Below are 21337 nucleotides of genomic sequence, written 5' to 3'. Positions count from 1 at the left end.
TCTGATGTCCAGGCGATCCGCAAATTGGTCTGGACAACTTGCCCGAGTGGTCCCCCGACCGGCTCCCGGGCGGCTGGCCGTGCAGCCGCCGGCAGCCCGCGCGCGGCGGAAACCGGCGCCTGGCCACGGGCCCGGTACTCCCGCCTCCGGTTACGCTCGCACTGTGCCCTCGCTGAACGAACTCGTCCGCCGCCACACCACGCTGACCGGTGCCGATGTGGAGTGGCTCCACATGCTGGTCTCGGAGTGGCAGCTGCTCTCGGACCTCTCCTTCGCCGACCTGGTGCTCTGGATCCCCACCTGGGACGGCATCCGGTACGTCTCGGTCGCCCAGATGCGCCCCAACACCGGCCCGACCTCCTACCAGGACGACATGGTGGGGCACCTGGTCCCGCGTGGCCGCCGCCCGCTGCTGGACGCCGCCTTCGACGAGGGCCGGATCGTCCGCGAGGGGGACCCGGAGTGGCGCGAGGAGGTCCCGGTGCGGGTCGAGTCGATCCCGGTCCGGCGCGAGGGCCGGGTGCTCGGGGTGATCGCCCGCAACACCAACCTGCTGACCGTGCGCACCCCCAGTCGACTGGAGCTCACCTATCTGCAGAGCGCCTCCGACCTGGCCCAGATGATCGCGGCAGGAACGTTTCCCTACCCGGCCGAGCAGACCGACATGGACGCCGCTCCCCGGGTCGGCGACGGCCTGATCCGGCTGGACGCCGAGGGCATCGTCACCTATGCCAGCCCCAACGCGCTCTCCGCTTACCACCGCCTCGGCCTCACCACCGACCTGGTCGGGAGTCATCTCGGCACCACCACGGCAGAGTTGGTGCCGCCGTCGCGCGGCGCGGTGCACGAGGCGCTGGTCAAGCTGGCCAGTGGCTGGGCCCCCCGGCAGACCGAGGTCGAGGTCCAGGGGGGAGTGGTCACCCTGCGGGCCATCCCGCTCAAGCCGAAGGGCACGCTCACCGGCTCGCTGGTGCTCTGCCGGGACGTCACCGAACTGCGCCGGCGCGACCGGGAGCTGATGACCAAGGACGCCACTATCCGGGAGATCCACCACCGGGTGAAGAACAATCTGCAGACGGTCGCCGCACTGCTGCGCCTCCAGGCCCGCCGGATGGACTCCGAGGCCGGGCGGGCCGCGCTGGACGAGGCCGTCCGGCGAGTGGGCTCGATCGCGATCGTGCACGAGACGCTCTCCCAGGCCCTGGACGAGAGGGTGGCCTTCGACGAGATCGCCGACCGGGTGCTGATGATGGTCAAGGAGCTGTCCCAGGACGGCCGCGTGGTGACCAGGCGCACCGGCAGCTTCGGCATCCTCCCCGCCGAGATCGCCACCCCGCTGGCGATGGTGCTCACCGAACTGCTGCAGAACGCGCTGGAGCACGCCTTCGGCACCAAGGCCGAGGGGAACCTGGAGGTCAGCGCACTGCGCGGCCGGGCCCCGGCGAGCGGCAAGGGCTGGTCGGACAGCTGGAACGCCGGTGGTCGACCCGCCGAGTACCTGCTGATCACAGTGCAGGACGACGGCAGGGGCATGCCCGAGGGCTTCGATCCCCAGCAGGAGGGCAACCTCGGTCTGCAGATCGTCCGCACCCTGTGCACCAACGAACTGGGCGGCAGCTTCGACATGGTCGCGGCACCGGACGGTGGCACCAAGGTGGTCCTGGAGATCCCCGTTCCGTAGCCGCCGCGGGCGCCGGACCGAGCGGAGTGCCGAGGCCGCACGGCGCACCCTCGGGCGGGTGGGCGGTGACACCAACGAGGCCCTGTCGACCGGGGGGGTGGGTCGACAGGGCCTCTCAACCCGTTCCGGCCGTCGGGGGGAGTCGGCCGGAACGGGGGCTCTTTGGTGGTGCGACGCCGGGCCCGTGTGTTGCACACGGTGAGCGTCTCAGGTCCACAGTATTGCTCTAAGTGAACGGTATCAAGTGGCCTGGCCGCTCGGCGTGGTCCGGACCTCGCCGAGGCGTGGTCCGTTCTGCGGAAGGCTCGGCCGAGCGCGCGACCACGGTCGCGGCGGCGGAGCCCTTGATCATGGGTTGATCAGGTCGAGCTGATGGTGCGTCAGGCGGTGCGGGCGCGGTTGCGGGCAGCGCGGCGCTTCATGGCACGACGCTCGTCCTCGCTCATGCCGCCCCAGACGCCGGCGTCCTGGCCGGTCTCCAGCGCCCACTGCAGGCACTGCTCCATGACGGGGCAGCGGCGGCACACGGCCTTGGCTTCCTCGATCTGCAGCAGAGCGGGACCGGTGTTCCCGATCGGGAAGAAGAGCTCCGGGTCCTCTTCGCGGCAGACAGCGCGGTGGCGCCAGTCCATGTCCAACTCCTCCGGTCGGCGGGCGGTGGCCCGGCCGACACACTCGATGGGCTTGTGAATGTGAACGCTTTCACGAATCCCACAACAGCTAAAGAGACCAAGGGCCCGCCCGGGCCTGGGTGGTCTGTGCTTGGGGTGGGGTTCGGGCGGATCAAGGGAGCCGTCGCCTGTGACGCCCGTCCAGCGGGGCCGCTGGGACGTGTCCCGATCGCCATGTAGAGGTTCGCAAACCTCGGGCCGGGATACAACCCCCTTCGGGTAGGAATTTTTGATTCTTCGGTGTCGCCTAGCTCACAGCCCGTACTTCTATGGGGTGAAGGGGGCTTGCGCGTTCGACAAGAAGGAGGAAACCGCCTTCTGGTCACACAATCACACGCAGTGCCCGCCGAACGCCTGTGAAACTGACGCGACTCCTGTCTCCAAGGTGGTCCCCATCGACCTGAAATGGGGCCGGTTCCTGTGAAACCAAGGTGAAGTGCCTGACGTCGTGATAGGAGACAACGTGCTTTCCGTGTGGGCCAACCGGCTTCGCGGAGCCATTAGCAGGACTGTGCGAGCACAGAATCTGACGGACCGTTCGAGCCGTGCCGAACGCCGTCATTCGAGTGATGCCGAAGACATCAAGATCGGTATCGAAGGATGCGAGGGGGGAGGGGACCACCGGGCGATTGCCCAGAAAAGTCCATGGCGAGGTGTTGGACACTATCGCCATCACCAACCCCGGCACCGGTTCCCGGCCATTGATCTCCAGGTGAATCGGGCCCTTCCGGCGATGCTCACGCTCAGTGATGTAGTGCCGGAGTGCCTGGTTGACGTACAGCGTGTGCGTGGACCGACGGCCCGACCTGCGCTGCTCCTCGACCCGGCCGACCACCCCGGCGTCGAAGCCGAGCCCTGCGGTGAAGGTGAACCAGCGGTCCGGCAGGCCCTCGGTCATCGCCTTGCCCAGGCCGATCGCCCGTTCCCGCCCGTGCTCCACCGCGTCCAGCAGGGCGCCGGTCGCCTCCACCGGGTCGTTCGGCAGGCCCAGCGCGCGGGCGAAGACGTTGGTGCTGCCCCCGGGCACCACCGCCAGGCGCGGCAGCCGGTCGGACGGGCCGTTCGACAGCAGACCGTTCACCACTTCGTTGACGGTGCCGTCGCCACCGAGCGCCACCACCAGGTCCACCCCGTCCTCGACGGCCGCCTGGCGGGCCAGGTCCCGGGCGTGGCCCCGGTACTCGGTCTCCGCGACATCCAGCTTCAGATCGCTGCGCAGCGCGTGGATCAGCACATCACGGGTGCGTCCGCTGGTGGTGGTGGCCTTGGGGTTCACGACCAGGAGTGCGCGCATGTCGATCAGCCTACGGGGCCGTACGGGCAAGGCTGCGGTTACCCTGCTGGAGTGACCGCAGAAACTACGCAGGCCCCGGGCGGGCCGACCCCGGACCGGCCGGCCCCGCTGCTCCGGGGCGCCGTCATCACCGCGCTCGAAGGGGCCGTCCTGACCGGCTGGGGCATCTACGACATGGTCTCGGGACTGCTCGGCGACTCGGCGGCGCTCGGCCGCAGTGAGTTCGGCGGCGTGATCCTGCTGGTGATGGGCCTGCTGCCGCTGGCGGCCGCGCGCGCCCTGTTCGGGCTCCGGCGCTGGGGCCGCAGTCCGGCCGTACTGACCAACACCATCTGTCTGCCGGTCGCGTACTACATGTGGCAGGGCGACGGCGTGATGCCCGCGCTGGCGGTCGTGATCGCGGTCCTCGGCCTGTTCGGTGTGGTCAGCCTGCTCAGCCCGCGCGCCACCGAGGCCCTCTACGGCCCGAAGGCCGCCTGAGCGGCACCGTACGCGTACGGCCGGAGGCATCAGCGCTCCGGCCGTACGTCAGTGTCACTCCTCGACCAGCAGCTTCTCCCGCAGCTGCGCCAGGGTCCGGGCCAGCAGCCGGGAGACGTGCATCTGAGAGATGCCCACCTCGGCGGCGATCTGAGACTGCGTCATGTTCCGGAAGAACCGCAGCACCAGGATCTTCTGTTCGCGCGGTGGGAGTTGGGCGAGCAGCGGTTTGAGCGACTCGCGGTACTCGACGCCCTCCAGCGCCTCGTCGGTCGCCCCCAGGGTGTCCGCCACGGCCGGCGACTCGTCGTCGCTGTCCGGAACGTCCAGTGAGAGCGTGGAGTACGCGTTGGCGGACTCCAGACCCTCCAGCACGTCCTCCTCGGAGATGCCGAGGTGCTCGGCCAGCTCGTGCACCGTGGGGGAGCGGCCGTGCCGCTGGGAGAGCTCGCTGGTCGCGGTGGTGAGCGAGAGCCGCAGCTCCTGCAGCCGGCGCGGGACCCGCACCGCCCACCCCTTGTCCCGGAAGTGCCGCTTGATCTCGCCGACGATCGTCGGAGTGGCGTAGGTGGAGAACTCCACCCCGCGCGCGTGGTCGAAGCGGTCCACCGACTTGATCAGGCCGATGGTGGCGACCTGGGTGAGGTCGTCCAGCGGCTCGCCGCGGTTGCGGAAGCGCCGGGCCAGGTGCTCCACCAGCGGGATGTGCATCCGGACCAGCTGGTTGCGCAGCTCGACCCGCTCGGGCGACCCCTCGGGCAGCGCCGCGAGCCGGATGAAGAGCGCCCGGGCAGCCTCCCGGTCGGGCGCGCCGGACCGGTGCCGGTCCTGGGCGGGGACCGCGCTGCGGACCGCCTCGGCGGCGGCCCTCAGCTCCTCGGCCGTCAGCTCCTCGGCGAGGTCGTCCTCGGCCCCGAACTCGTCCCGGGCGAGCCCTTCGTCCTGGGCGCGGCCCGGCTGCTGGGCCTCCGGCTGCTGGTCCGGCGTCGGGCCGGTCGGCTGGCTCATCCGATGGGTGTCCTTCGGGTGCACGTCGGCTGCCGCGGTTCGGTCTTCCGCGGAGTCTCGGGAGAGGTACGGGGCGGCGTCGCTCGCCTGGGGCGGCACGGCCACGTCGGCGGGGGCGGCCGGGCTGCCGGCCACACCTGTGCGGTCCAGATCACTCACGGCGATCACCCGTTCCGTTCCGGGAGCACTTCACATTGGTTGTACCGCACTGCGGTACGGGGGAGCCGTACGCGCGGGGAAACGCGCGTACGGCTGTACGGCCGGCTCCTGCTCGCCGGCGCGCTCGGCGCGCCCTTCGACCTGCTCTCACGCCGGGGCGGTCGCCCCGCCGCGCTTCTTGTGCAGGCTGATCGACACCGTGTTGTCCGGGCCGACCGAGGAGTCCACCTCGCCGGCCAGCGCGGAGAGCACCGTCCAGGCGAAGGTGTCCCGCTCGGGCGCCTTGCCGTCGGTGGTCGGCGCGGCGACGGTGACCCTGAGCGAGTCCCCGACCAGCCGGAACTCGCAGCTGAGGATCGAGCCCGGCACCGCCTGCTGGAGCAGGATGGCGCAGGCCTCGTCCACCGCGATCCGGAGATCCTCGATCTCGTCCAGGGTGAAGTCCAGCCGGGCCGCGAGTCCGGCGGTGGCCGTTCGCAGCACCGAGAGGTAGGCCCCCGCTGCGGGCAGCCGGACCTCCACGAAGTCCTTCACTCCGGGCTCGCCGTCGATCTGGGACACCCTCACCTCCTGGGTGACGCGCGGTGCTTGCGGCGCTGCGGCCGCGGCACTTCCTGTTGCTTGGCTCAACTGCTTCGCCCCAACTGTCCAGAGGGGTGGTGCGGTACGTACCGGTCATACCCACCCGGGAGAGGCCGGAACGCCGCGCATCCGCCCGAGACGTTACCGCGAGAGGCGGCCCGGTGTCGCGATCCGGGCGTGCCGTCACGGGAACGAGCGAACGGGCCCGGATCAGCTGCCCAGCTCCGCGAGAGCGTCGTCGGTCAGCCGGAAAACCGTCCACTCGTCCATGGGCACGGCGCCCAGTGACTTGTAGAACCCGATCGAGGGTTCGTTCCAGTCCAGTACGGACCACTCCAGGCGGGAGTAGCCGCGTTCCACGCAGATCCGCGCCAGCTCGGTCAGCAGCGCCTTGCCGTGGCCGCCGCCGCGGGCGCTCGGGCGGACGTACAGGTCCTCCAGGTAGACGCCGTGGGTGCCGCGCCAGGTGGAGAAGTTGCGGAACCACAGTGCGAAGCCCACCGGCTGGCCGCTGGCGTCGTCCTCGGCGATCAGGCCGAAGACGGCCGGGTGCTCCCCGAACAGGGCGTCGCGCAGCTGCTCCTCGGTGGCCCGCGCCTCGTGCGGGGCCCGCTCGTAGTCGGCCAGCTCGCGGATCATGGCGTGGATGACGGGGACGTCGCTGATGTCGACGGTGCGGATCATACGGTGAGGGTACTCGCGGACCCACCGCCGCCGGGAGGCCGTTTTCACGGTCCGTTGCCGGCCGGTCCAGAACGCCGGAGGGCCCGGCCGCGCGGTCGGCGGACGGGCCCTGTCAGCTGCCGGTGGTGATCAGGCGGCCTTCTTGGTCTCCCAGAAGATGGCGTCGATCTCGGCGATCAGGTCGAGCAGCGCCTGGCCGGTGGCCGGGTCCGTGGACGCCTTGGTGGCCGAGGCGGCCTTGCCGGCGCGGTTGAACAGGTCGTGCAGCTGCGGGTACTTCTCGAAGTGCGGGGCCTTGAAGTAGTCGGTGTGCAGCACCGAGAGGTGGTGCTTGACCAGCTCGGCGCGCTCCTCCTTGATGACCAGGGCGCGGGTGCGGAACTGCGGGTCCTCGTTGGCCTGGTACTTCTCCTGAGTCGCCTTCACCGACTCGGCCTCGATGCGGGCCTGGGCCGGGTCGTAGACGCCGCAGGGCAGGTCGCAGTGGGCGTGCGCGGTGGCGCGCGGTGCAAACAGACGAGAGAACATGGGAGTCCTTCCTTAGATCGTCTTCCCGCGCCTGAGACTACCGCTCCGCCTGCCCTGTTTCGTGGCTGGGCCGGGGGCCTAGGGCCAAAGGAGGAGGGCCAATCGGGCGATTTCGGGCGGCCTTCGAATCCCGCCCGAAGCTGGGGGAAGCTGAACCCGGCACACCGGGACACCAGAGAGCGGGAGATGGCGGATGACGGTCGGTCGGGCGGAGAGGGGCGGCGGGCCGCTGCCGTTCGGGGTGGTCGACGTGGCCGGTCCGTCGATGCGCCCCATCCTGCGGGACGGGGACCAGGTGCTGGTCCACTACGGTGCGCGGATCCGCCCGGGCGCGGTGGTGCTGTTCCGGCATCCGCTGCGGCAGGACCTGCTGGTGGTCAAGCGCGCGGCCGGACGGCGCCGGGGCGGCTGGTGGCTGATGTCGGACAACCCGCTGGTGGTGACCGACAGCCGGGAGTACGGCGCGGTGCCGGACGAGCTGGTGCTCGGACGGGTACTGCTGCGGATGCGCCCGCGACCGGCCTGGTTGGCCCCGGCCCCGGCGCTGGAGCGGGCCCTGACGTACGGTCCGCTGGCCCGGTTGGGCGCGCTGGCGGACCGCCTCGGGGTCCACCGCCCGGTCAGTTCCGAGCTGTGACGGCCTGTGCGGCCCGCTGGGCCTCCTCGCGCTTGCGGGCCCGGTAGGCGGCCACGTTGGCGCGGGTGGCGCAGCGGTCCGAGCAGTAGCGGCGCGAGCGGTTGGTCGAGGTGTCCAGGTAGGCGTTGCGGCAGGGCGCGGCCTGGCAGATGCCGAGCCGGTCGACGCCCAGCTCGGTGAGGTGGATGGCCAGGCCCATGCAGGCGACGGCGGTGAAGTTGGCGGCGGCGGTGGGCGCGTTGTCGGCCAGGTGCAGGTGCCAGTGCGGCTGCCCCTCCGGGTTCAGGTCGTCGTGGCCGGAGATCAGAGGGCTGACCGGGTACTCGACCAGCAGGCTGTTCAGCAGGTCCACCGCGCGGACCTGGTCGCCCTCGGCCGCGGACTCGAAGACCCCGCGAAGCCGGACCCGGACGGCCCGCAGCCGGGGCAGGTCGCTCTCGTCGGTGAGCGCGGAGGCCCGCGAGGGGGTGCCGAAGAGCGCGCGTACGGCGTCCACGGAGGTGAGAGTGTCGGTGCCGCGGTCCGGCTCCTCACTGTTCACCAGCCGGACGGCATAGTCGGCGTACGAGGCGAGCTCCACGGTGGTCCTTCCCTGGGCCGTAACAGGCGATCTGGGTCCAGGGTATTACCTGCGGCGGGAACGCGTCGGCGCCCGGCGGGAACCGCTCCCGCCGGGCGCCGCGGCGGCGCTCGGTTCAGAGCACCTTGGAGAGGAAGGCCCTGGTGCGTTCGTGCCGCGGGTCGGTGAGGACGTCGCGCGGGTGGCCGGACTCCACCACCACACCGCCGTCCATGAACACCAGCGCGTCGCCGACCTCGCGGGCGAAGCCCATCTCATGGGTGACGACGATCATCGTCATGCCCTCCTCGGCGAGGCCGCGCATGACGTCCAGGACGTCGCCGACCAGCTCGGGGTCGAGCGCGGAGGTGGGCTCGTCGAAGAGCATCAGCTTGGGCTTCATCGCCAGCGCGCGGGCGATGGCGACGCGCTGCTGCTGGCCGCCGGAGAGCTGGGTCGGGTAGTTCCCGGCCTTGTCGGCCAGCCCGACCCGCTCCAGCAGGGCCATCGCGCGCTCCTTGGCGTCGGCCCGGCTCTCCTTCTTGACCTGCACCGGCGCCTCGATGACGTTCTCCAGCGCGGTCATGTGCGGGAAGAGGTTGAACCGCTGGAAGACCATGCCGATGTCGCGCCGCTGCAGGGCGACCTCGCGGTCCTTCAGCTCGTGGAGCTTGCCGCCCTTCATCCGGTAGCCGACCAGCTCGCCGTCGACCGAGAGCAGACCGCCGTTGATCTTCTCCAGGTGGTTGATGCACCGCAGGAAGGTCGACTTGCCGGAGCCGGACGGCCCGATCAGGCAGAACACCTCGCCCTGCTTCACCTCCAGGTCGATGCCCTTGAGCACCTCGACCGTGCCGTAGGACTTGCGCACGCCCTCGGCCATGACCATGGGCCGGCCGGAGGTTCGGGGCTTTTCCAGGTCGGTCATGACGGACCACCTCCCGGTCCACTGTGCGGCGAGCCCGAGACGACCGTCGGCGGGGCCGGGGGCAGCGGGCTGCCGCGGAAGAAGCTGCGGATCCGCTGCAGCGGGGTCGGCGGCAGGGTGCGGGTGGTGCCGCGGGCGTAGTACCGCTCGATGTAGTACTGCCCGATGGTCAGCACCGAGGTCAGGAAGAGGTACCAGAGGCTGACGGTGATCAGTAGCGGAACGGTCTGGAAGTTGCGCGAGTAGATGTTCTGGCCGGCCCGGAAGAGTTCCTCCAGGGCGATCACGCTGACCAGCGAGGTGGTCTTGAGCATCGAGATGGTCTCGTTGCCGGTCGGCGGGATGATCACCCGCATGGCCTGCGGCAGGATGATCCTGCGCATGGTCTGGAACCGGCTCATGCCGAGCGCGTGCGCCGCCTCGCTCTGGCCCTCGTCCACCGACTGGATGCCGCCGCGGACGATCTCGGCCATGTAGGCGGCCTCGTTGAGGCCGAGGCCCAGCAGGGCCGCGGTGAACACCGGGATCAGCGAGTTGGTCGATTCCGACCAGAACGAGGGGCCGAACGGGATACCGAGCGACAGCTTCGGCCAGAGTGCGCCGAGGAAGTTCCAGAAGACCAGCTGGACCAGCACGGGGGTGCCGCGGAAGACCCAGATGTAGCACCAGGCGGTGCCGGCGAGCAGCGGGTTCGGCGACAGTCGCATCACCGCGAGGACGATCCCGCCGACCACGCCCATGACCATGGAGAGCGCGGTCAGCTCGAGGGTGACCCCGAGCCCGTGCACGATGCCGGAGTCGAACAGGTACTTGCCGACGACGTCCCACTGGAACGCCGGGTTGAAGATGAGGGCGTGGAGCAGCATCGCCGCGAGTACGGCGATGACGACGGCTCCGGCCCAGCGTCCGGGGTGGCGGACGGGGACGGCCTTGATGGTCCGGTGCCGTTCCGGTGCCGCCGCCCCCTGGTCGGGAGAATTCACGTTGGTGGCCTCAGGGATGCGTGTCGGCGGGGTCAGCTCTTGGCGGCGTTGATCTCGGACTTGCCGATCGCCCCGGCCTCGACGTTCCACTTCTGCAGGATCTGCTTGTAGGTGCCGTCGTCCATCAGCGACTGGACGGCACCCTGGACCGCCTTGGTCAGCGGGGAGCCCTTGGCCAGCGCGATCCCGTACGGGGCGCTGTCGCGGGTCTCGCCGAGCTTCTCCAGCTGGCCGTTGGTCTGCTTGATGGCGTAGTCGATGACCTGCGAGTCGGCGCTCATGACCTGGTCGCGACCGGACACCAGGGCGTTGGTGACATCGGTCTGCAGGTCGAACTTGTCGCCGTCGTTCGGGACGGCCGGCTTGCCGGCCTTGGTGCAGGCGGGGTTGATGTTGCCCTTGATGTCGTCGACCTCGGTGGTGCCGGTCTGGACGGCGATCTTCTTGCCGCACAGGTCATCGGTGGCGATCTTGTCCGGGTTGCCCTTCTTGACCGCGAACGCGATGCCCGAGGTGAAGTAGCTGACCATGTCGACGGTCTGCTCGCGCTCCTTGGTGTCGGTGAAGGAGCTCATGCCGAGCTGGTACTTCTTCGCGTCGATGCCCGGGATGATCGAGGTGAAGTCGGAGTTCTGGACCTCGGCGGTCAGGCCGAGCTTCTGCGCGATCGCGTCGGCCAGGTCGACGTCCATGCCTACGATGTTGCCCTTGTCGTCCTTGAACTCGTCCGGCGCGTAGGAGGCGTCGGCGCCGACCACCAGCTTGCCGGCGGCCTTGACGTCGGCGGGGACGAGTGAGGCCAGCGCCGGGTCGGCGGTGACCGCCTTGACGCTGGCGCTCGGGTTGGCCGCGCCGCCGCCGGAGGAGCCGCCGCTGCTGCCGCAGGCGGTCAGTGCGAGGGCGGCGCCGGTGAGGGCGGCGCCGGTCGCCAGGAGACGGGGGCGCGAGGTGCGGGCGGTCATCGGGGAACTCCTCCGTGGGAGAGGTCGGGTGGAAGCTGTGCCGTGGTCCTTTTTCGCCACCCTCCGCCGAGGTGGACGATCTGATCGCGCGGGCTCGACGAACGGCACTCCCCCCAGCCGTCGACCGGGGGCTACCCCCACCCGGCCGGCGGGCCGAAGGAGGCGCTTTTCGAACCGAGTTGGGGGGAATCCTGCCACTCGGTGTCGGGGCGCGGGCCCATATTCAGATCAAAATCGGATAACGGGGGCTCGGTATGTCCGCTATCCGAACAAATACTATACACATGTTTTCCAATGCATAGATATGCAGTCCTGTGCGGCGCTCGTGGGGGGATCCCCGAATTGCTGACGTGACGTCAGAAGCCCCCGTTGATCACCGCGTTCTGGGCGGCGCCCGCCGAAACGTTCCACTTGGCGAGGATCTTGTCGTACTCGCCGCCGCGGATCACCCGGTCCAGCGCCTTGGCCATCAGGTCCCGCAGCACGGTGTCGGACTTCCGCAGCGCGATGCCGTACGGACCTGGCTGCAGCTGCGCGCTGGCGACCTGGTACTTGTCGGAGTCGATCGCCGAGACATGGGCTGCGACCGGGAAGTCGTTCAGGTCGGCCACCGCCTTGCCCGAGCCGAGTTCGGCCAGCGCCTCGTCGTCGGTGTCCAGCTGGTGCACGGTCAGCGGCTTCTTCAGCTTGTCGCAGGAGTTGATCTGCCGCTCGGCTATCGCGGCCTGGGTGGTGCCGCGCTGGAGTGTGACGGTGTGGCCGCACAGGTCGTCCAGGTTCCTGATGGCCTTCGGATTGCCCTTCTGCACCAGGATCGACGTCCCGGCGATGAAGTAGTCGACGAAGTCCACCCCGGGGCCCGTCCGCTTGCCGCTGTCGTCGGTGCCGTCCCGGCGCTGGCGGGTGTCGCTCAGCGCGGACATCGCGACATCGATGTCCTTGGCCTGCAGCGCGGGCAGCAGTTTGTCGAACCCGGTGTCCACGAACTGGATCTTCAGTCCGAGCTCCTTGCCGATCGCCTCGGCGATGTCCGGGTCGAGTCCGGTCGCGTCGCCGTTCTGGCCCTTGAACTCCACCGGGGCGTAGTTGAGGTCCGAGCCGATCTTCAGCACCCCGGCCGACTTCACCGCCGCGGGCAGCTTGCCGTGCAGGTCCTCGCTGTCCGCGTTCTTGGGGGACGAGCCGCCGCTGCAGGCGGTGAGCAGCAAGGCGCCGGCCACCAGGGTCACCCCGGCGCGGCTCGCGGTCAGTGGTGACGTTCGATGCATGTGTGGCTCCTCCGGTTGGGCAAAGAGTGCTGGGCCGCCGGGGCACCCGGGTACGCCGATCGACCGGGTCCCGCGGCATCCTGACGACCCGCAGCCCCGGGATGACCGGTGGCTTAAAACGGGGATCCTGCCATCCCCATCTGCCCGACGCACGGGGGGTGTGCCAGAATCTGCTAGCGGGTGACCCCCGAACAGAACTCGGACCGCCGGGCCGTCTCCGTCGATAGGGCGGGGGAAGGCCCGGGGTGCGCAGGACCGGAAGTCGACGACGCCGACTCTGGATCCCAAGCGCCGACTTTCCTTCGTGCCCGGGTTCACTCCTGCGAGTGCGCGCGCTCGGTCGCCGTGTCGCCGCCGGCCGTCCGGTACTTGAGAAACCCCCGGTCGTCAAGTGGTGATCAAGCGATGACCAGTGCGTGAAGAGGACAGAAAGGCGTAGGTAGGACGCCTTTGTCCGACTTAGGCTCAAGGGTCCGGCCCCGGCCGGATGACGCTCTGGCAGAGCGGAAGCACAGCGCAGAAAACCAACCCTCACCAGAGGGCGCGCCCGACGGCCGCGCTCCGACCCGGTTCCGGGTACGCCTCGCGTACCCGGTTTCCGCTTCTCCCGGACCCCGGGAGGCGGACCGGGCGGGCCGGCCGCCGGCCGAGCGCCCTCGCCGATCATGACGAAGAGGTCATAGTGGCAGCGGAGATCATCCACCCGAACACCCAGGCCCAGCCGACCAGCGGCTTCGCCGCGGGCGACGACCTCGTCGACGCGGTCTTCGCACTGCACCGCGGCGGCAAGATGGAGGTGCGCGCCACGGTGCCGGTGCGTGACGCGGACGATCTGTCCCTCGCCTACACCCCCGGCGTGGCCCGGGTCTGCACGGCCATCGCCGAGCAGCCCGAGCTGGTGGACGACTACACCTGGAAGTCCAACGTGGTCGCGGTGGTCACCGACGGCACCGCGGTGCTCGGCCTCGGCGACATCGGGCCGGAGGCCTCGTTGCCGGTGATGGAGGGGAAGGCGATCCTCTTCAAGCAGTTCGGCGGCGTGGACGCGGTCCCGATCGCGCTGGCCTGCACCGAGGTCGACGAGATCGTGGAGACCGTGGTCCGGCTCGCCCCGTCCTTCGGCGGCGTCAACCTGGAGGACATCTCCGCCCCGCGCTGCTTCGAGATCGAGCGCCGGCTCCAGGACGCCCTGGACATCCCGGTCTTCCACGACGACCAGCACGGCACCGCGATCGTCACCACCGCCGCGCTGCGGAACGCCGCCAAGGTGACCGGCCGCCGGATCGGTGACCTGCGGGCCGTCATCTCCGGTGCGGGCGCGGCCGGTATCGCGATCGCCAAGATGCTGGTCGCGGCCGGCATCGGCGACGTGGCGGTCTGCGACCGGCGCGGTGTGGTGCACCAGGGCCGGGAGGACCTCACCGACGTCAAGGCCGAGATCGCCGCACAGACCAACAAGGCCGGGCTCAAGGGCTCGCTGGCCGAGGCGCTCGCGGGCGCGGACGTCTTCATCGGGGTCTCCGGCGGCACGGTGCCCGAGGAGGTCGTCGCCACCATGGCCGATGGCTGCTTCGTCTTCGCGATGGCCAACCCCAACCCGGAGATCCACCCCGAGGTCGCGCACAAGTACGCGGCCGTGGTGGCCACCGGGCGCAGCGACTTCCCGAACCAGATCAACAACGTGCTGGCCTTCCCCGGCATCTTCGCCGGCGCCCTCCAGGTCCGGGCCCGCCGGATCACCGAGGGCATGAAGCTGGCCGCCGCCGAGGCACTGGCCGCCGTCGTCGCCGACGAGCTGACGCCGCAGAAGGTCATCCCCTCGCCGTTCGACGAGCGGGTCGCCCCGGCGGTCGCCAAGGCCGTGGCCGAGGCCGCCCGTGCCGAGGGCGTCGCCCGGCGGTAGCGCCCGCGGGAGGCGGCCCGGGACCTGTGGGAGCGCCCCGGCCAATCGGCTGGGCCGGGACACGCGGTGGAGGTCACACCTCCGCGTGGTTCCGGCCCACGGCCGGCGCGGCTATCGTCCGGGGCATGTTCGCTGCCTATGCCGCACGTATCGACGCCGACGATCCGCTCAGCGCACTGGAGTTGGGGGACCTCCCCGAACCGCAGGCCCGACCCGGCTGGAGTGTGGTGACGGTGAAGGCCGCCACCCTCAACCACCACGACCTGTGGTCACTGCGTGGCGTGGGACTGCCCGCGGAGCGGCTGCCGATGATCCTCGGCTGCGATGCCGCCGGGGTGGACGAGCACGGCAACGAGGTGGTCATCCACTCCGTGATCGGCCAGAGCGGCCACGGGGTCGGCCCCGACGAACCGCGCTCCCTGCTGACCGAGCGCTACCAGGGCACCTTCGCCCAGCGGGTCGCCGTGCCGACGTGGAACCTGCTGCCCAAGCCGGCCGAACTCACCTTCGAGCAGGCCGCCTGCCTGCCCACCGCCTGGCTGACGGCCTACCGGATGCTCTTCACCAAAGCGGGCGTCAAGCCCGGTGACACCGTGCTGGTCCAGGGCGCGGGCGGCGGGGTGGCCACCGCACTGGTGGTCCTCGCCAAGGCGGCCGGGCTGCGGGTCTGGGTGACCGGACGGGACGAGGTCAAGCGGGCCCGGGCGGTCGAGCTCGGCGCGGACGCCGCGTTCGAGAGCGGGGCCCGGCTGCCGGAGCGGGTGGACGCGGTGATGGAGACCGTCGGCGCCGCCACCTGGGCGCACTCGGTCAAGGCCCTCAAGCCCGGTGGCACCATCGTCATCTCCGGCGCTACCTCCGGCTACAACCCGCCGGCGACCGAGCTGAACCGGATCTTCTTCCTGGAGCTCAACGTGGCGGGCTCCACCATGGGCACCAAGGACGAACTCGCCGGGTTGCTCTCGCTATGCGTCAACACCGGCATCCGGCCGGTGATCGACAGCGTGTTCCCGCTCACCGGGGCCCGGGACGCCTTCGCCCGCCTCGCCAAGGGCGACGTCTTCGGCAAGCTGGTCCTGACGCCGTAACCCGCCGAGGGAACGCGGCAGTTCCGCAGGGGCGCGGGGAAACCGCGCCCCTGGGAAGGCGCTCAGTGGAGCAGGTCGCGCAGGCGCTGTGCCGCCGCCGCCAATACGACCCGGGAGTCGGCGAGTTGGGTCGCGGTCACGCCGGTGTCCCGGGCGGTGTCCCTGACCTGGTCGCGGAAGCGGTCGAGCAGGCGCTCCAACTCCCGGGAGGGGTCGGCCGAAGGGTCGGCCACGGTCCACGGGGGAAGGTCCGCGGGGGCCTCGCCGCCGGCGTTCTCCTTGTCCAGGTCGATCCGGGTGATCCGGATCTCCTCCTCGGGCGCCGCGGAATGGCCCCACTTGGCGGCGTCCGCCAACCCGGCCAGGCCGCGGGTCAGTTCGGAGAGCCCCTCGGCCAGCCCGGTGGACCAGTCGCCGCGGGCGGTGGCCTCGCGGACCTGCTGCTCCACCCGGCGCTTGATCCGCAGCGCCTCCTGCTGTGCGGCGGACCTGGCCGCCCTGGCCTGCTCGCGCAGCCTGCGGGCCTCGTCCTCGGCTGCCTTGGCCTTCGCCTTGGCGGCCCGCTCCTGCTCCCTGGCCCGCTTGGCCTGTTCCTTGGCCTGCGCCTTGAACTGGGCGAACTCCTCCTTGGCCCGCTGCCAGGACTCCTTGTCGCCCCACGCGCCGTCCCACGGGCCCCCGCCCTCGGCCTGCGGCCTGGGTGCCTGCCGGGCCGCGCCCCAGAGCTCCTCGCGCAGGTCCTTGGCACTGTCCCGGACGTCCTCGCGGATCGCTCCGGCCAGCTGGGCCACCGACTCCCGGATCTCCACCTCCAGCTCGGCCAATTCGTCCTGGCGGAGGCCCAGTTCGGCGCGCCCGGCGTCGGTGAGCCGGAAGACCTTCCGGCCGCCCTCGGTGCTGTGGGTGACCAGGCCCTCCTTCTCCAGCTTCGCCAGCCGGGGGTACACGGTGCCGGCCGAGGGGGCGTACAGCCCCTGGAAGCGCTCCTCCAGCAGGCGGATCACCTCGTAGCCGTGGCGTGGGGCCTCGTCCAGGAGCTTCAGCAGGTACAGCCGGAGTCGGCCGTGGCCGAAGACGGGGGTCATGTCATGCCTCCTGAGTGCCGGCGGAGGGGAGTTCCTTCACCAGGTTGGGGCGGTCGTCCGGCTCGGGGCGGCGGAGCACCGTCACCGCGCCGGAGACGGTGGTGACCTGGAGCCTGCCGCTGCCGCTGCCGAGCTGGCCGGAGAGCTTCTTGGCGCCCCAGGTGCCGCCGAGCTTGAGTTCGTCGAAGGTGCTGGTCAGGTCGCCGCTGGTGGTGCCGGCCTCGACCTGGGTGTCGGCGAGCGAGGGCAGCCGGACGCCGACCGCGCCGCTGACGGTGGTGACGCGGATGTCGGCGGCGGTCTCGACGTCCAGGTCGAGGGTGACGTCGCCGCTGACGGAGTTGGCCTGGACCTTCTCGGCCTCGCCGGCGACCAGTGTGACCCGGCCGGAGACGGTGTTGACCCGCAACTCGCCGGCCACCGACTGGGCGTCCACGTCGCCGGAGACGGTGTTGGCGTCGGTCCGGCCGGTGAGGCCGACGAGGGTGGTCTCACCGCTGGCGCCGTTCACCGAGACCTTGCCGGTGAACCCGGAGACGGTGGCGTCGGCCGAGACGGTGCCGACCTTGACCTCGGCGCCGGCCGGGACGGCCAGCGAGACGACGGCCCGGCGCTTGCGGCGCAGCGAGGCGAAGAAGTACTTGACCGACTGCACCGATTTCACGGCCTCGCCGAACTCGCTCCAGCTGAGGTCCTTGTAGGTCACGGTGAGGACGCCGTCCTCCAGGCTGACCAGCAGCGGCTCACCCTCCAGCTCGGTGACCTCCAGGCGGGCCGGGCCCTCGGTGGCGACGACGTTGACCGCGCCGCCGATGGTACGCACGTGCAGGGTGTCGACCTGCTGTCCGTCGAAGCCGATGCGCTGCGGCTCGCTGACCGTCCACTGGTTCATGGTGCTGTCGCCTCCCGTTGAGCGTTTCGCGATGTATCGCGTCTACCTGCCTAAGACGATATATCGCGTAACGGCCAAGTCAAGGTCGCCCCGACCCTGGTCTCTCCCGCAGGGGCGGCGGTCTCTCCCGTAGGGGCAGCCCCGACCGCACGCACGCCGAGGGCCCGGCAGGCGGTTGCCTCCGGGCCCTCGATGCCGCGCGGATCAGTCCTCGTCCTCGTCGTCCAGCCGGGCCAGCCAGGTGGCCAGCCGCTCGACCGGGATCTCGAAGTCGGGGTTGAGGTCGACGAACTCCCGCAGCCGCTCGGCCAGCCACTCGAAGGTGACCTCCTCCTCGCCGCGCCGGTTCTCCAGTTCCTCGATGCCTCGGTCGGTGAAGTACACGGTTCTGCGCTCCGCTCCGATGGGAATTGACCTGGTCAGGATAGCCGCGGGCCCGGCCCCCGCCGGAGCGGGGACCGGGCCCTTCAGTGCCTTGCGAGGCCGTCGACTCAGAGGCTGAAGACCTCGTCGAGGAGAGCCTGCTGCTCGGCGGCGTGCCGCTTGGCCGAGCCGACCGCGGGGGCCGAGGAGGCCGGGCGGGCGACGCGGAGCAGGCGGGCGCCACCGCCCGCGCTGCGGCCGATGACGACCTGCAGGTGGTCGACCAGGTTCATCGCGATGAACGGCCAGGCACCCTGGTTGGCCGGCTCCTCCTGCGCCCAGATGAACTGGACGTTGTCGCCGTAGCGGGCCAGCTCCTCCTGGAGTTCGGCCACCGGCAGCGGGTAGAGCCGCTCCATCCGGACGATCGCGGTGTCGGTGACGCCGCGCTCGGCGCGGGCCGCCTCCAGGTCGTAGTAGAACTTGCCGGAGGTGATGACCACCTTGCGCACGTTCACCGGGTTCACGGTGGTGTCGCCGATGACCGGGCGGAACGAGCCGGAGAGGAACTCCGAGGTGGCCGACGCCGCCGCCTTCAGGCGCAGCATCGACTTCGGGGTGAAGACGACCAGCGGCTTGTGGTGCGGGTTGTGCGCCTGCCAGCGCAGCAGGTGGAAGTAGTTCGACGGCAGCGTCGGCATCGCGACCGTCATGTTGTTCTGCGCGCACAGCTGGAGGAAGCGCTCCGGGCGGGCGGACGAGTGGTCCGGGCCCTGGCCCTCGTAGCCGTGCGGCAGCAGCAGGGTGACGCCGGAGTGCTGGCCCCACTTCTGCTCGGCGGAGGCGATGTACTCGTCCACCATGGTCTGCGCGCCGTTGACGAAGTCACCGAACTGCGCCTCCCACATGACCAGCGCGTTCGGGCGGGTCAGCGAGTAGCCGTACTCGAAGCCCATCGCCGCGTACTCCGACAGCAGGCTGTCGTAGACGGTGTAACGGGCCTGGTCCTCGGTCAGGTACAGCAGCGGGGTGTAGTCCTCGCCGGTGTTGCGGTCGATCAGGACCGCGTGGCGCTGGCCGAAGGTGCCGCGGCGGCTGTCCTGGCCGGCCAGGCGGACCGGGTGGCCCTCCATCAGCAGCGAGCCGATGGCGAGCGTCTCGCCCATCGCCCAGTCGATGGTGTTGTCCTCGACCGAGGCGGCGCGGCGCTGCAGCTGCGGCAGCAGACGCGGGTGGACGGTCAGCCAGTCCGGCAGGTTGACCTGCGAGGCGGCGATCCGCTTCACCATCTCCTCGGAGATGGCGGTCTGGATGGAGACCGGGAAGTCGGCGACCGGCTTGCCGTTGGCGGCCGGAGCCGGGGCGGTGGCGGCCGCGCGGACCTCGGAGAAGACCTTCTCCAGCTGGCCCTGGAAGTCCTGGAGCGCCTGCTCCGCCTCTTCCATGGTGATGTCGCCACGGCCGATCAGGCCCTCGGTGTACAGCTTGCGCACCGAGCGCTTCTTGTCGATCAGGTCGTACATCAGCGGCTGGGTGAACGACGGGTTGTCGGCCTCGTTGTGACCGCGGCGGCGGTAGCAGATGAGGTCGATCACGACGTCCTTGTGGAACGTCTGGCGGAACTCGAAGGCGAGCCGCGCGACGCGGACCACGGCCTCCGGGTCGTCGCCGTTCACGTGGAAGATCGGGGCCTCGATCATGCGGGCCACGTCGGTGCAGTACATCGAGGAGCGGCTGGACGCCGGGGCGGCGGTGAAGCCGACCTGGTTGTTCACCACGACGTGCACGGTGCCGCCGGTGCGGTAGCCGCGCAGCTGCGACATGTTCAGGGTCTCCGCGACGACGCCCTGGCCGGCGAAGGCCGCGTCACCGTGGATCTGGATCGGCAGCACCGGGAAGGTGGTGCCGCCCTGGTCCAGGATGTCCTGCTTGGCGCGGGCGATGCCCTCGACGACCGGGTCCACGGCCTCCAGGTGGGAGGGGTTCGCAGCGAGCGAGACCTTGATGGTCTCGCCGTCCAGGCCGGTGAAGGTGCCCTCGGCGCCCAGGTGGTACTTCACGTCGCCGGAGCCGTGCATCGACTTCGGGTCGAGGTTGCCCTCGAACTCGCCGAAGATCTTGCCGTACGGCTTGCCGACGATGTTGGCCAGCACGTTCAGGCGTCCGCGGTGGGCCATGCCGATGACGGCCTCGTCCAGGCGGTGCTCGGCGGCGGCGTCGATGGTGGCGTCCAGCAGCGGGATGAGCGACTCGCCGCCCTCCAGCGAGAAACGCTTCTGCCCGACGTACTTGGTCTGCAGGAAGGTCTCGAAGGCCTCGGCGGAGTTCAGCCGGCGCAGGATGCGCAGCTGCTCCTCGCGCTCGGGCTTGGTGTACGGCTTCTCCAGGCGCTCCTGCAGCCACTTGCGCTGCTTCGGGTCCTGGATGTGCATGTACTCGATGCCGACGGTGCGGCAGTAGGTGTTGCGCAGCAGGCCGAGGATGTCGCGAAGCTTCATCATCTTCTGGCCGCCGAAGCCGCCGACCGCGAACTCGCGCTCCAGGTCCCACAGGGTCAGGCCGTGCGAGACCACGTCCAGGTCCGGGTGCCGGCGCTGCTTGTACTCCAGCGGGTCGGTGTCCGCCATCAGGTGGCCGCGCACGCGGTAGGCGTGGATCAGCTCCATCACGCGGGCGGTCTTGTTGACCTCGTCCTCGTGGGTGGCGGCGACGTCGGTCGCCCAGCGGACCGGCTCGTACGGGATCCGAAGGGACTCGAAGACCTCGTCGTAGAAGTTGTGCTCGCCCAGCAGCAGCTGGTGGATCGAGCGCAGGAACTCACCGGAGGCGGCACCCTGGATGACCCGGTGGTCGTAGGTCGAGGTGAGCGTCATGATCTTGGAGACGCCCAGGCGGGCCAGCGTCTCCGGGGAGGAGCCCTGGAACTCGGCCGGGTACTCCATGGCGCCGACACCGACGATGGTGCCCTGGTTCTGCATCAGGCGCGGGACCGAGTGGACGGTGCCGATGCCGCCGGGGTTGGTCAGCGAGACCGTGACGCCGGTGAAGTCGTCCATGGTCAGCTTGTTGGCGCGGGCGCGGCGGACGATGTCCTCGTAGGCCTGCCAGAAGCCGAAGAAGTCCAGCGTCTCGGCCTTCTTGATGGCCGCGACGACCAGCTGGCGGTCACCGTTCGGCTTGACCAGGTCGATGGCCAGGCCCAGGTTCACGTGCTCGGGCTTGACCAGGTAGGCCTTGCCGTCCTTCACCTGGTAGCTGTAGTTCATGCCCGGGTTGGCCTTGACGGCCTGGACCAGGGCGTAGCCGATCAGGTGGGTGAAGGAGACCTTGCCGCCACGGGCGCGCTGCAGGTGGTTGTTGATGACGATGCGGTTGTCGATCAGCAGCTTGGCCGGGACCGCGCGCACCGAGGTCGCGGTCGGCACCTCCAGCGAGGCGTCCATGTTGCTGGCGACGGCCTTGGCCGGACCGCGCAGCTGGATCAGCTCGGGGCCCTCCGCGGCCGGCGCGGGCGCGGCCGGGGCGGCGGCCTTGGGCGCGGGCGGCGCGGTGGGGGCTGCGCCGAGTGGCGCGGGCGCCGGC

20 protein-coding genes are annotated in these 21337 nt (G+C 70.4%); 5 read left to right on the top strand and 15 right to left on the bottom strand.

All coding sequences use genetic code 11. The features are described 5' to 3' along the window. The first annotated feature begins 163 nt into the window (after positions 1-163). The gene (locus tag ABD369_RS22485) at positions 164-1681 is read left to right on the top strand and encodes a histidine kinase N-terminal domain-containing protein (RefSeq protein WP_344638301.1); all 1518 of its coding nucleotides are present in this window, start codon (positions 164-166) and stop codon (positions 1679-1681) included. A gap of 380 nt (positions 1682-2061) precedes the next feature. On the opposite strand, the gene ABD369_RS22480 is transcribed toward ABD369_RS22485, so the two are convergent. Beyond that, positions 2062-2313: a WhiB family transcriptional regulator gene (locus ABD369_RS22480; protein ID WP_014138019.1), complete on the bottom strand. Its 252-nt coding sequence runs from the start codon at positions 2311-2313 to the stop codon at positions 2062-2064. A 361-nt stretch (positions 2314-2674) separates the two neighbouring features. After that, positions 2675-3646 carry a diacylglycerol/lipid kinase family protein gene (locus ABD369_RS22475; RefSeq protein WP_344638300.1) on the bottom strand — a complete coding sequence of 324 codons (972 nt, stop codon included), beginning with the start codon at positions 3644-3646 and terminating at the stop codon, positions 2675-2677. A gap of 51 nt (positions 3647-3697) precedes the next feature. On the opposite strand from ABD369_RS22475, the gene ABD369_RS22470 reads away from it, so the two are divergent. Then, complete coding sequence (locus tag ABD369_RS22470) at positions 3698-4126, top strand: hypothetical protein (protein ID WP_344638299.1); 429 nt, start codon at positions 3698-3700, stop codon at positions 4124-4126. Between the two features lie 54 nt (positions 4127-4180). Here the strand turns inward: ABD369_RS22470 and ABD369_RS22465 are convergent, their stop codons facing one another. From ABD369_RS22465 to sodN, 4 genes are all read right to left on the bottom strand, one after another. Beyond that, entirely contained in the window at positions 4181-5293 is a 1113-nt protein-coding gene (locus ABD369_RS22465; RefSeq protein WP_344638298.1) for an RNA polymerase sigma factor SigF, read from the bottom strand. Positions 5294-5440: 147 nt separating this feature from the next. Beyond that, positions 5441-5854 (bottom strand): ATP-binding protein, encoded by a 414-nt coding sequence (locus ABD369_RS22460; RefSeq protein WP_344638297.1) that lies wholly within the window; start codon positions 5852-5854, stop codon positions 5441-5443. A 231-nt stretch (positions 5855-6085) separates the two neighbouring features. Continuing rightward, positions 6086-6559, bottom strand: a complete 474-nt coding sequence (locus ABD369_RS22455) for a GNAT family N-acetyltransferase (RefSeq protein WP_344638296.1) — start codon at positions 6557-6559, stop codon at positions 6086-6088. Positions 6560-6688: 129 nt separating this feature from the next. After that, positions 6689-7087 (bottom strand): superoxide dismutase, Ni, encoded by a 399-nt coding sequence (gene sodN / locus ABD369_RS22450; protein ID WP_344638295.1) that lies wholly within the window; start codon positions 7085-7087, stop codon positions 6689-6691. A 193-nt stretch (positions 7088-7280) separates the two neighbouring features. Between sodN and sodX the strand changes: the two genes are divergently transcribed. Then, positions 7281-7724 (top strand): nickel-type superoxide dismutase maturation protease, encoded by a 444-nt coding sequence (sodX, locus tag ABD369_RS22445; protein ID WP_344638294.1) that lies wholly within the window; start codon positions 7281-7283, stop codon positions 7722-7724. Here the strand turns inward: sodX and ABD369_RS22440 are convergent. From ABD369_RS22440 to ABD369_RS22420, 5 genes are all read right to left on the bottom strand, one after another. Then, a complete protein-coding gene (locus tag ABD369_RS22440; RefSeq protein ID WP_344638293.1) occupies positions 7708-8304 on the bottom strand; it encodes a CGNR zinc finger domain-containing protein in 597 nt (198 codons plus the stop codon). The two genes, sodX and ABD369_RS22440, sit on opposite strands and share 17 nt — an antisense overlap. A gap of 115 nt (positions 8305-8419) precedes the next feature. Beyond that, a complete protein-coding gene (locus tag ABD369_RS22435) occupies positions 8420-9211 on the bottom strand; it encodes an amino acid ABC transporter ATP-binding protein (protein ID WP_344638292.1) in 792 nt (263 codons plus the stop codon). Continuing rightward, positions 9208-10194 carry an amino acid ABC transporter permease gene (locus tag ABD369_RS22430; protein ID WP_344638291.1) on the bottom strand — a complete coding sequence of 329 codons (987 nt, stop codon included), beginning with the start codon at positions 10192-10194 and terminating at the stop codon, positions 9208-9210. The genes ABD369_RS22435 and ABD369_RS22430 overlap by 4 nt, the downstream gene beginning before the upstream one ends. Positions 10195-10226: 32 nt before the next feature. Next, positions 10227-11156, bottom strand: coding sequence for an ABC transporter substrate-binding protein (locus ABD369_RS22425; protein WP_344638290.1), 930 nt, complete (start codon positions 11154-11156; stop codon positions 10227-10229). 356 nt (positions 11157-11512) lie between these two features. Continuing rightward, a complete protein-coding gene (locus tag ABD369_RS22420) occupies positions 11513-12424 on the bottom strand; it encodes an ABC transporter substrate-binding protein (RefSeq protein ID WP_344638289.1) in 912 nt (303 codons plus the stop codon). 682 nt (positions 12425-13106) lie between these two features. Here ABD369_RS22420 and ABD369_RS22415 point away from each other — a divergent pair. After that, positions 13107-14327, top strand: a complete 1221-nt coding sequence (locus ABD369_RS22415; protein WP_425557727.1) for an NAD(P)-dependent malic enzyme — start codon at positions 13107-13109, stop codon at positions 14325-14327. Positions 14328-14452: 125 nt separating this feature from the next. Beyond that, the gene (locus tag ABD369_RS22410) at positions 14453-15415 is read left to right on the top strand and encodes a zinc-binding dehydrogenase (protein ID WP_344638288.1); all 963 of its coding nucleotides are present in this window, start codon (positions 14453-14455) and stop codon (positions 15413-15415) included. A 62-nt stretch (positions 15416-15477) separates the two neighbouring features. On the opposite strand, the gene ABD369_RS22405 is transcribed toward ABD369_RS22410, so the two are convergent. The 4 genes from ABD369_RS22405 to ABD369_RS22390 all read right to left on the bottom strand — a co-directional run. Then, complete coding sequence (locus tag ABD369_RS22405) at positions 15478-16500, bottom strand: PadR family transcriptional regulator (protein WP_344638287.1); 1023 nt, start codon at positions 16498-16500, stop codon at positions 15478-15480. Position 16501: 1 nt separating this feature from the next. Next, on the bottom strand, positions 16502-17392 hold the full coding sequence (locus tag ABD369_RS22400) for a DUF4097 family beta strand repeat-containing protein (RefSeq protein WP_344638286.1): 891 nt from the start codon (positions 17390-17392) through the stop codon (positions 16502-16504). Positions 17393-17596: 204 nt separating this feature from the next. Continuing rightward, entirely contained in the window at positions 17597-17776 is a 180-nt protein-coding gene (locus ABD369_RS22395) for a DUF6104 family protein (protein WP_344638285.1), read from the bottom strand. A 107-nt stretch (positions 17777-17883) separates the two neighbouring features. Continuing rightward, positions 17884-21337 (bottom strand): multifunctional oxoglutarate decarboxylase/oxoglutarate dehydrogenase thiamine pyrophosphate-binding subunit/dihydrolipoyllysine-residue succinyltransferase subunit (locus tag ABD369_RS22390; RefSeq protein WP_344638284.1); only part of this gene is annotated, 3454 nt, incomplete at its 5' end.

This window comes from Kitasatospora cystarginea, assembly GCF_039533515.1.
GTDB lineage: Bacteria > Actinomycetota > Actinomycetes > Streptomycetales > Streptomycetaceae > Kitasatospora > Kitasatospora cystarginea.
Note: the sequence above shows the minus strand (reverse complement) of the source record. Positions and strands in the feature narration are given on the sequence as shown.

Coding starts and splice junctions, on each gene's coding strand:
- ABD369_RS22480 (WP_014138019.1), bottom strand. CDS start 2,313: ATGGACTGGCGCCACCGCGCTGTCTGCCGCGAAGAGGACCCGGAGCTC.
- ABD369_RS22475 (WP_344638300.1), bottom strand. CDS start 3,646: ATGCGCGCACTCCTGGTCGTGAACCCCAAGGCCACCACCACCAGCGGA.
- ABD369_RS22455 (WP_344638296.1), bottom strand. CDS start 6,559: ATGATCCGCACCGTCGACATCAGCGACGTCCCCGTCATCCACGCCATG.
- sodN (WP_344638295.1), bottom strand. CDS start 7,087: ATGTTCTCTCGTCTGTTTGCACCGCGCGCCACCGCGCACGCCCACTGC.
- sodX (WP_344638294.1), top strand. CDS start 7,281: ATGACGGTCGGTCGGGCGGAGAGGGGCGGCGGGCCGCTGCCGTTCGGG.
- ABD369_RS22435 (WP_344638292.1), bottom strand. CDS start 9,211: ATGACCGACCTGGAAAAGCCCCGAACCTCCGGCCGGCCCATGGTCATG.
- ABD369_RS22425 (WP_344638290.1), bottom strand. CDS start 11,156: ATGACCGCCCGCACCTCGCGCCCCCGTCTCCTGGCGACCGGCGCCGCC.
- ABD369_RS22420 (WP_344638289.1), bottom strand. CDS start 12,424: ATGCATCGAACGTCACCACTGACCGCGAGCCGCGCCGGGGTGACCCTG.
- ABD369_RS22410 (WP_344638288.1), top strand. CDS start 14,453: ATGTTCGCTGCCTATGCCGCACGTATCGACGCCGACGATCCGCTCAGC.
- ABD369_RS22405 (WP_344638287.1), bottom strand. CDS start 16,500: ATGACCCCCGTCTTCGGCCACGGCCGACTCCGGCTGTACCTGCTGAAG.
- ABD369_RS22400 (WP_344638286.1), bottom strand. CDS start 17,392: ATGAACCAGTGGACGGTCAGCGAGCCGCAGCGCATCGGCTTCGACGGA.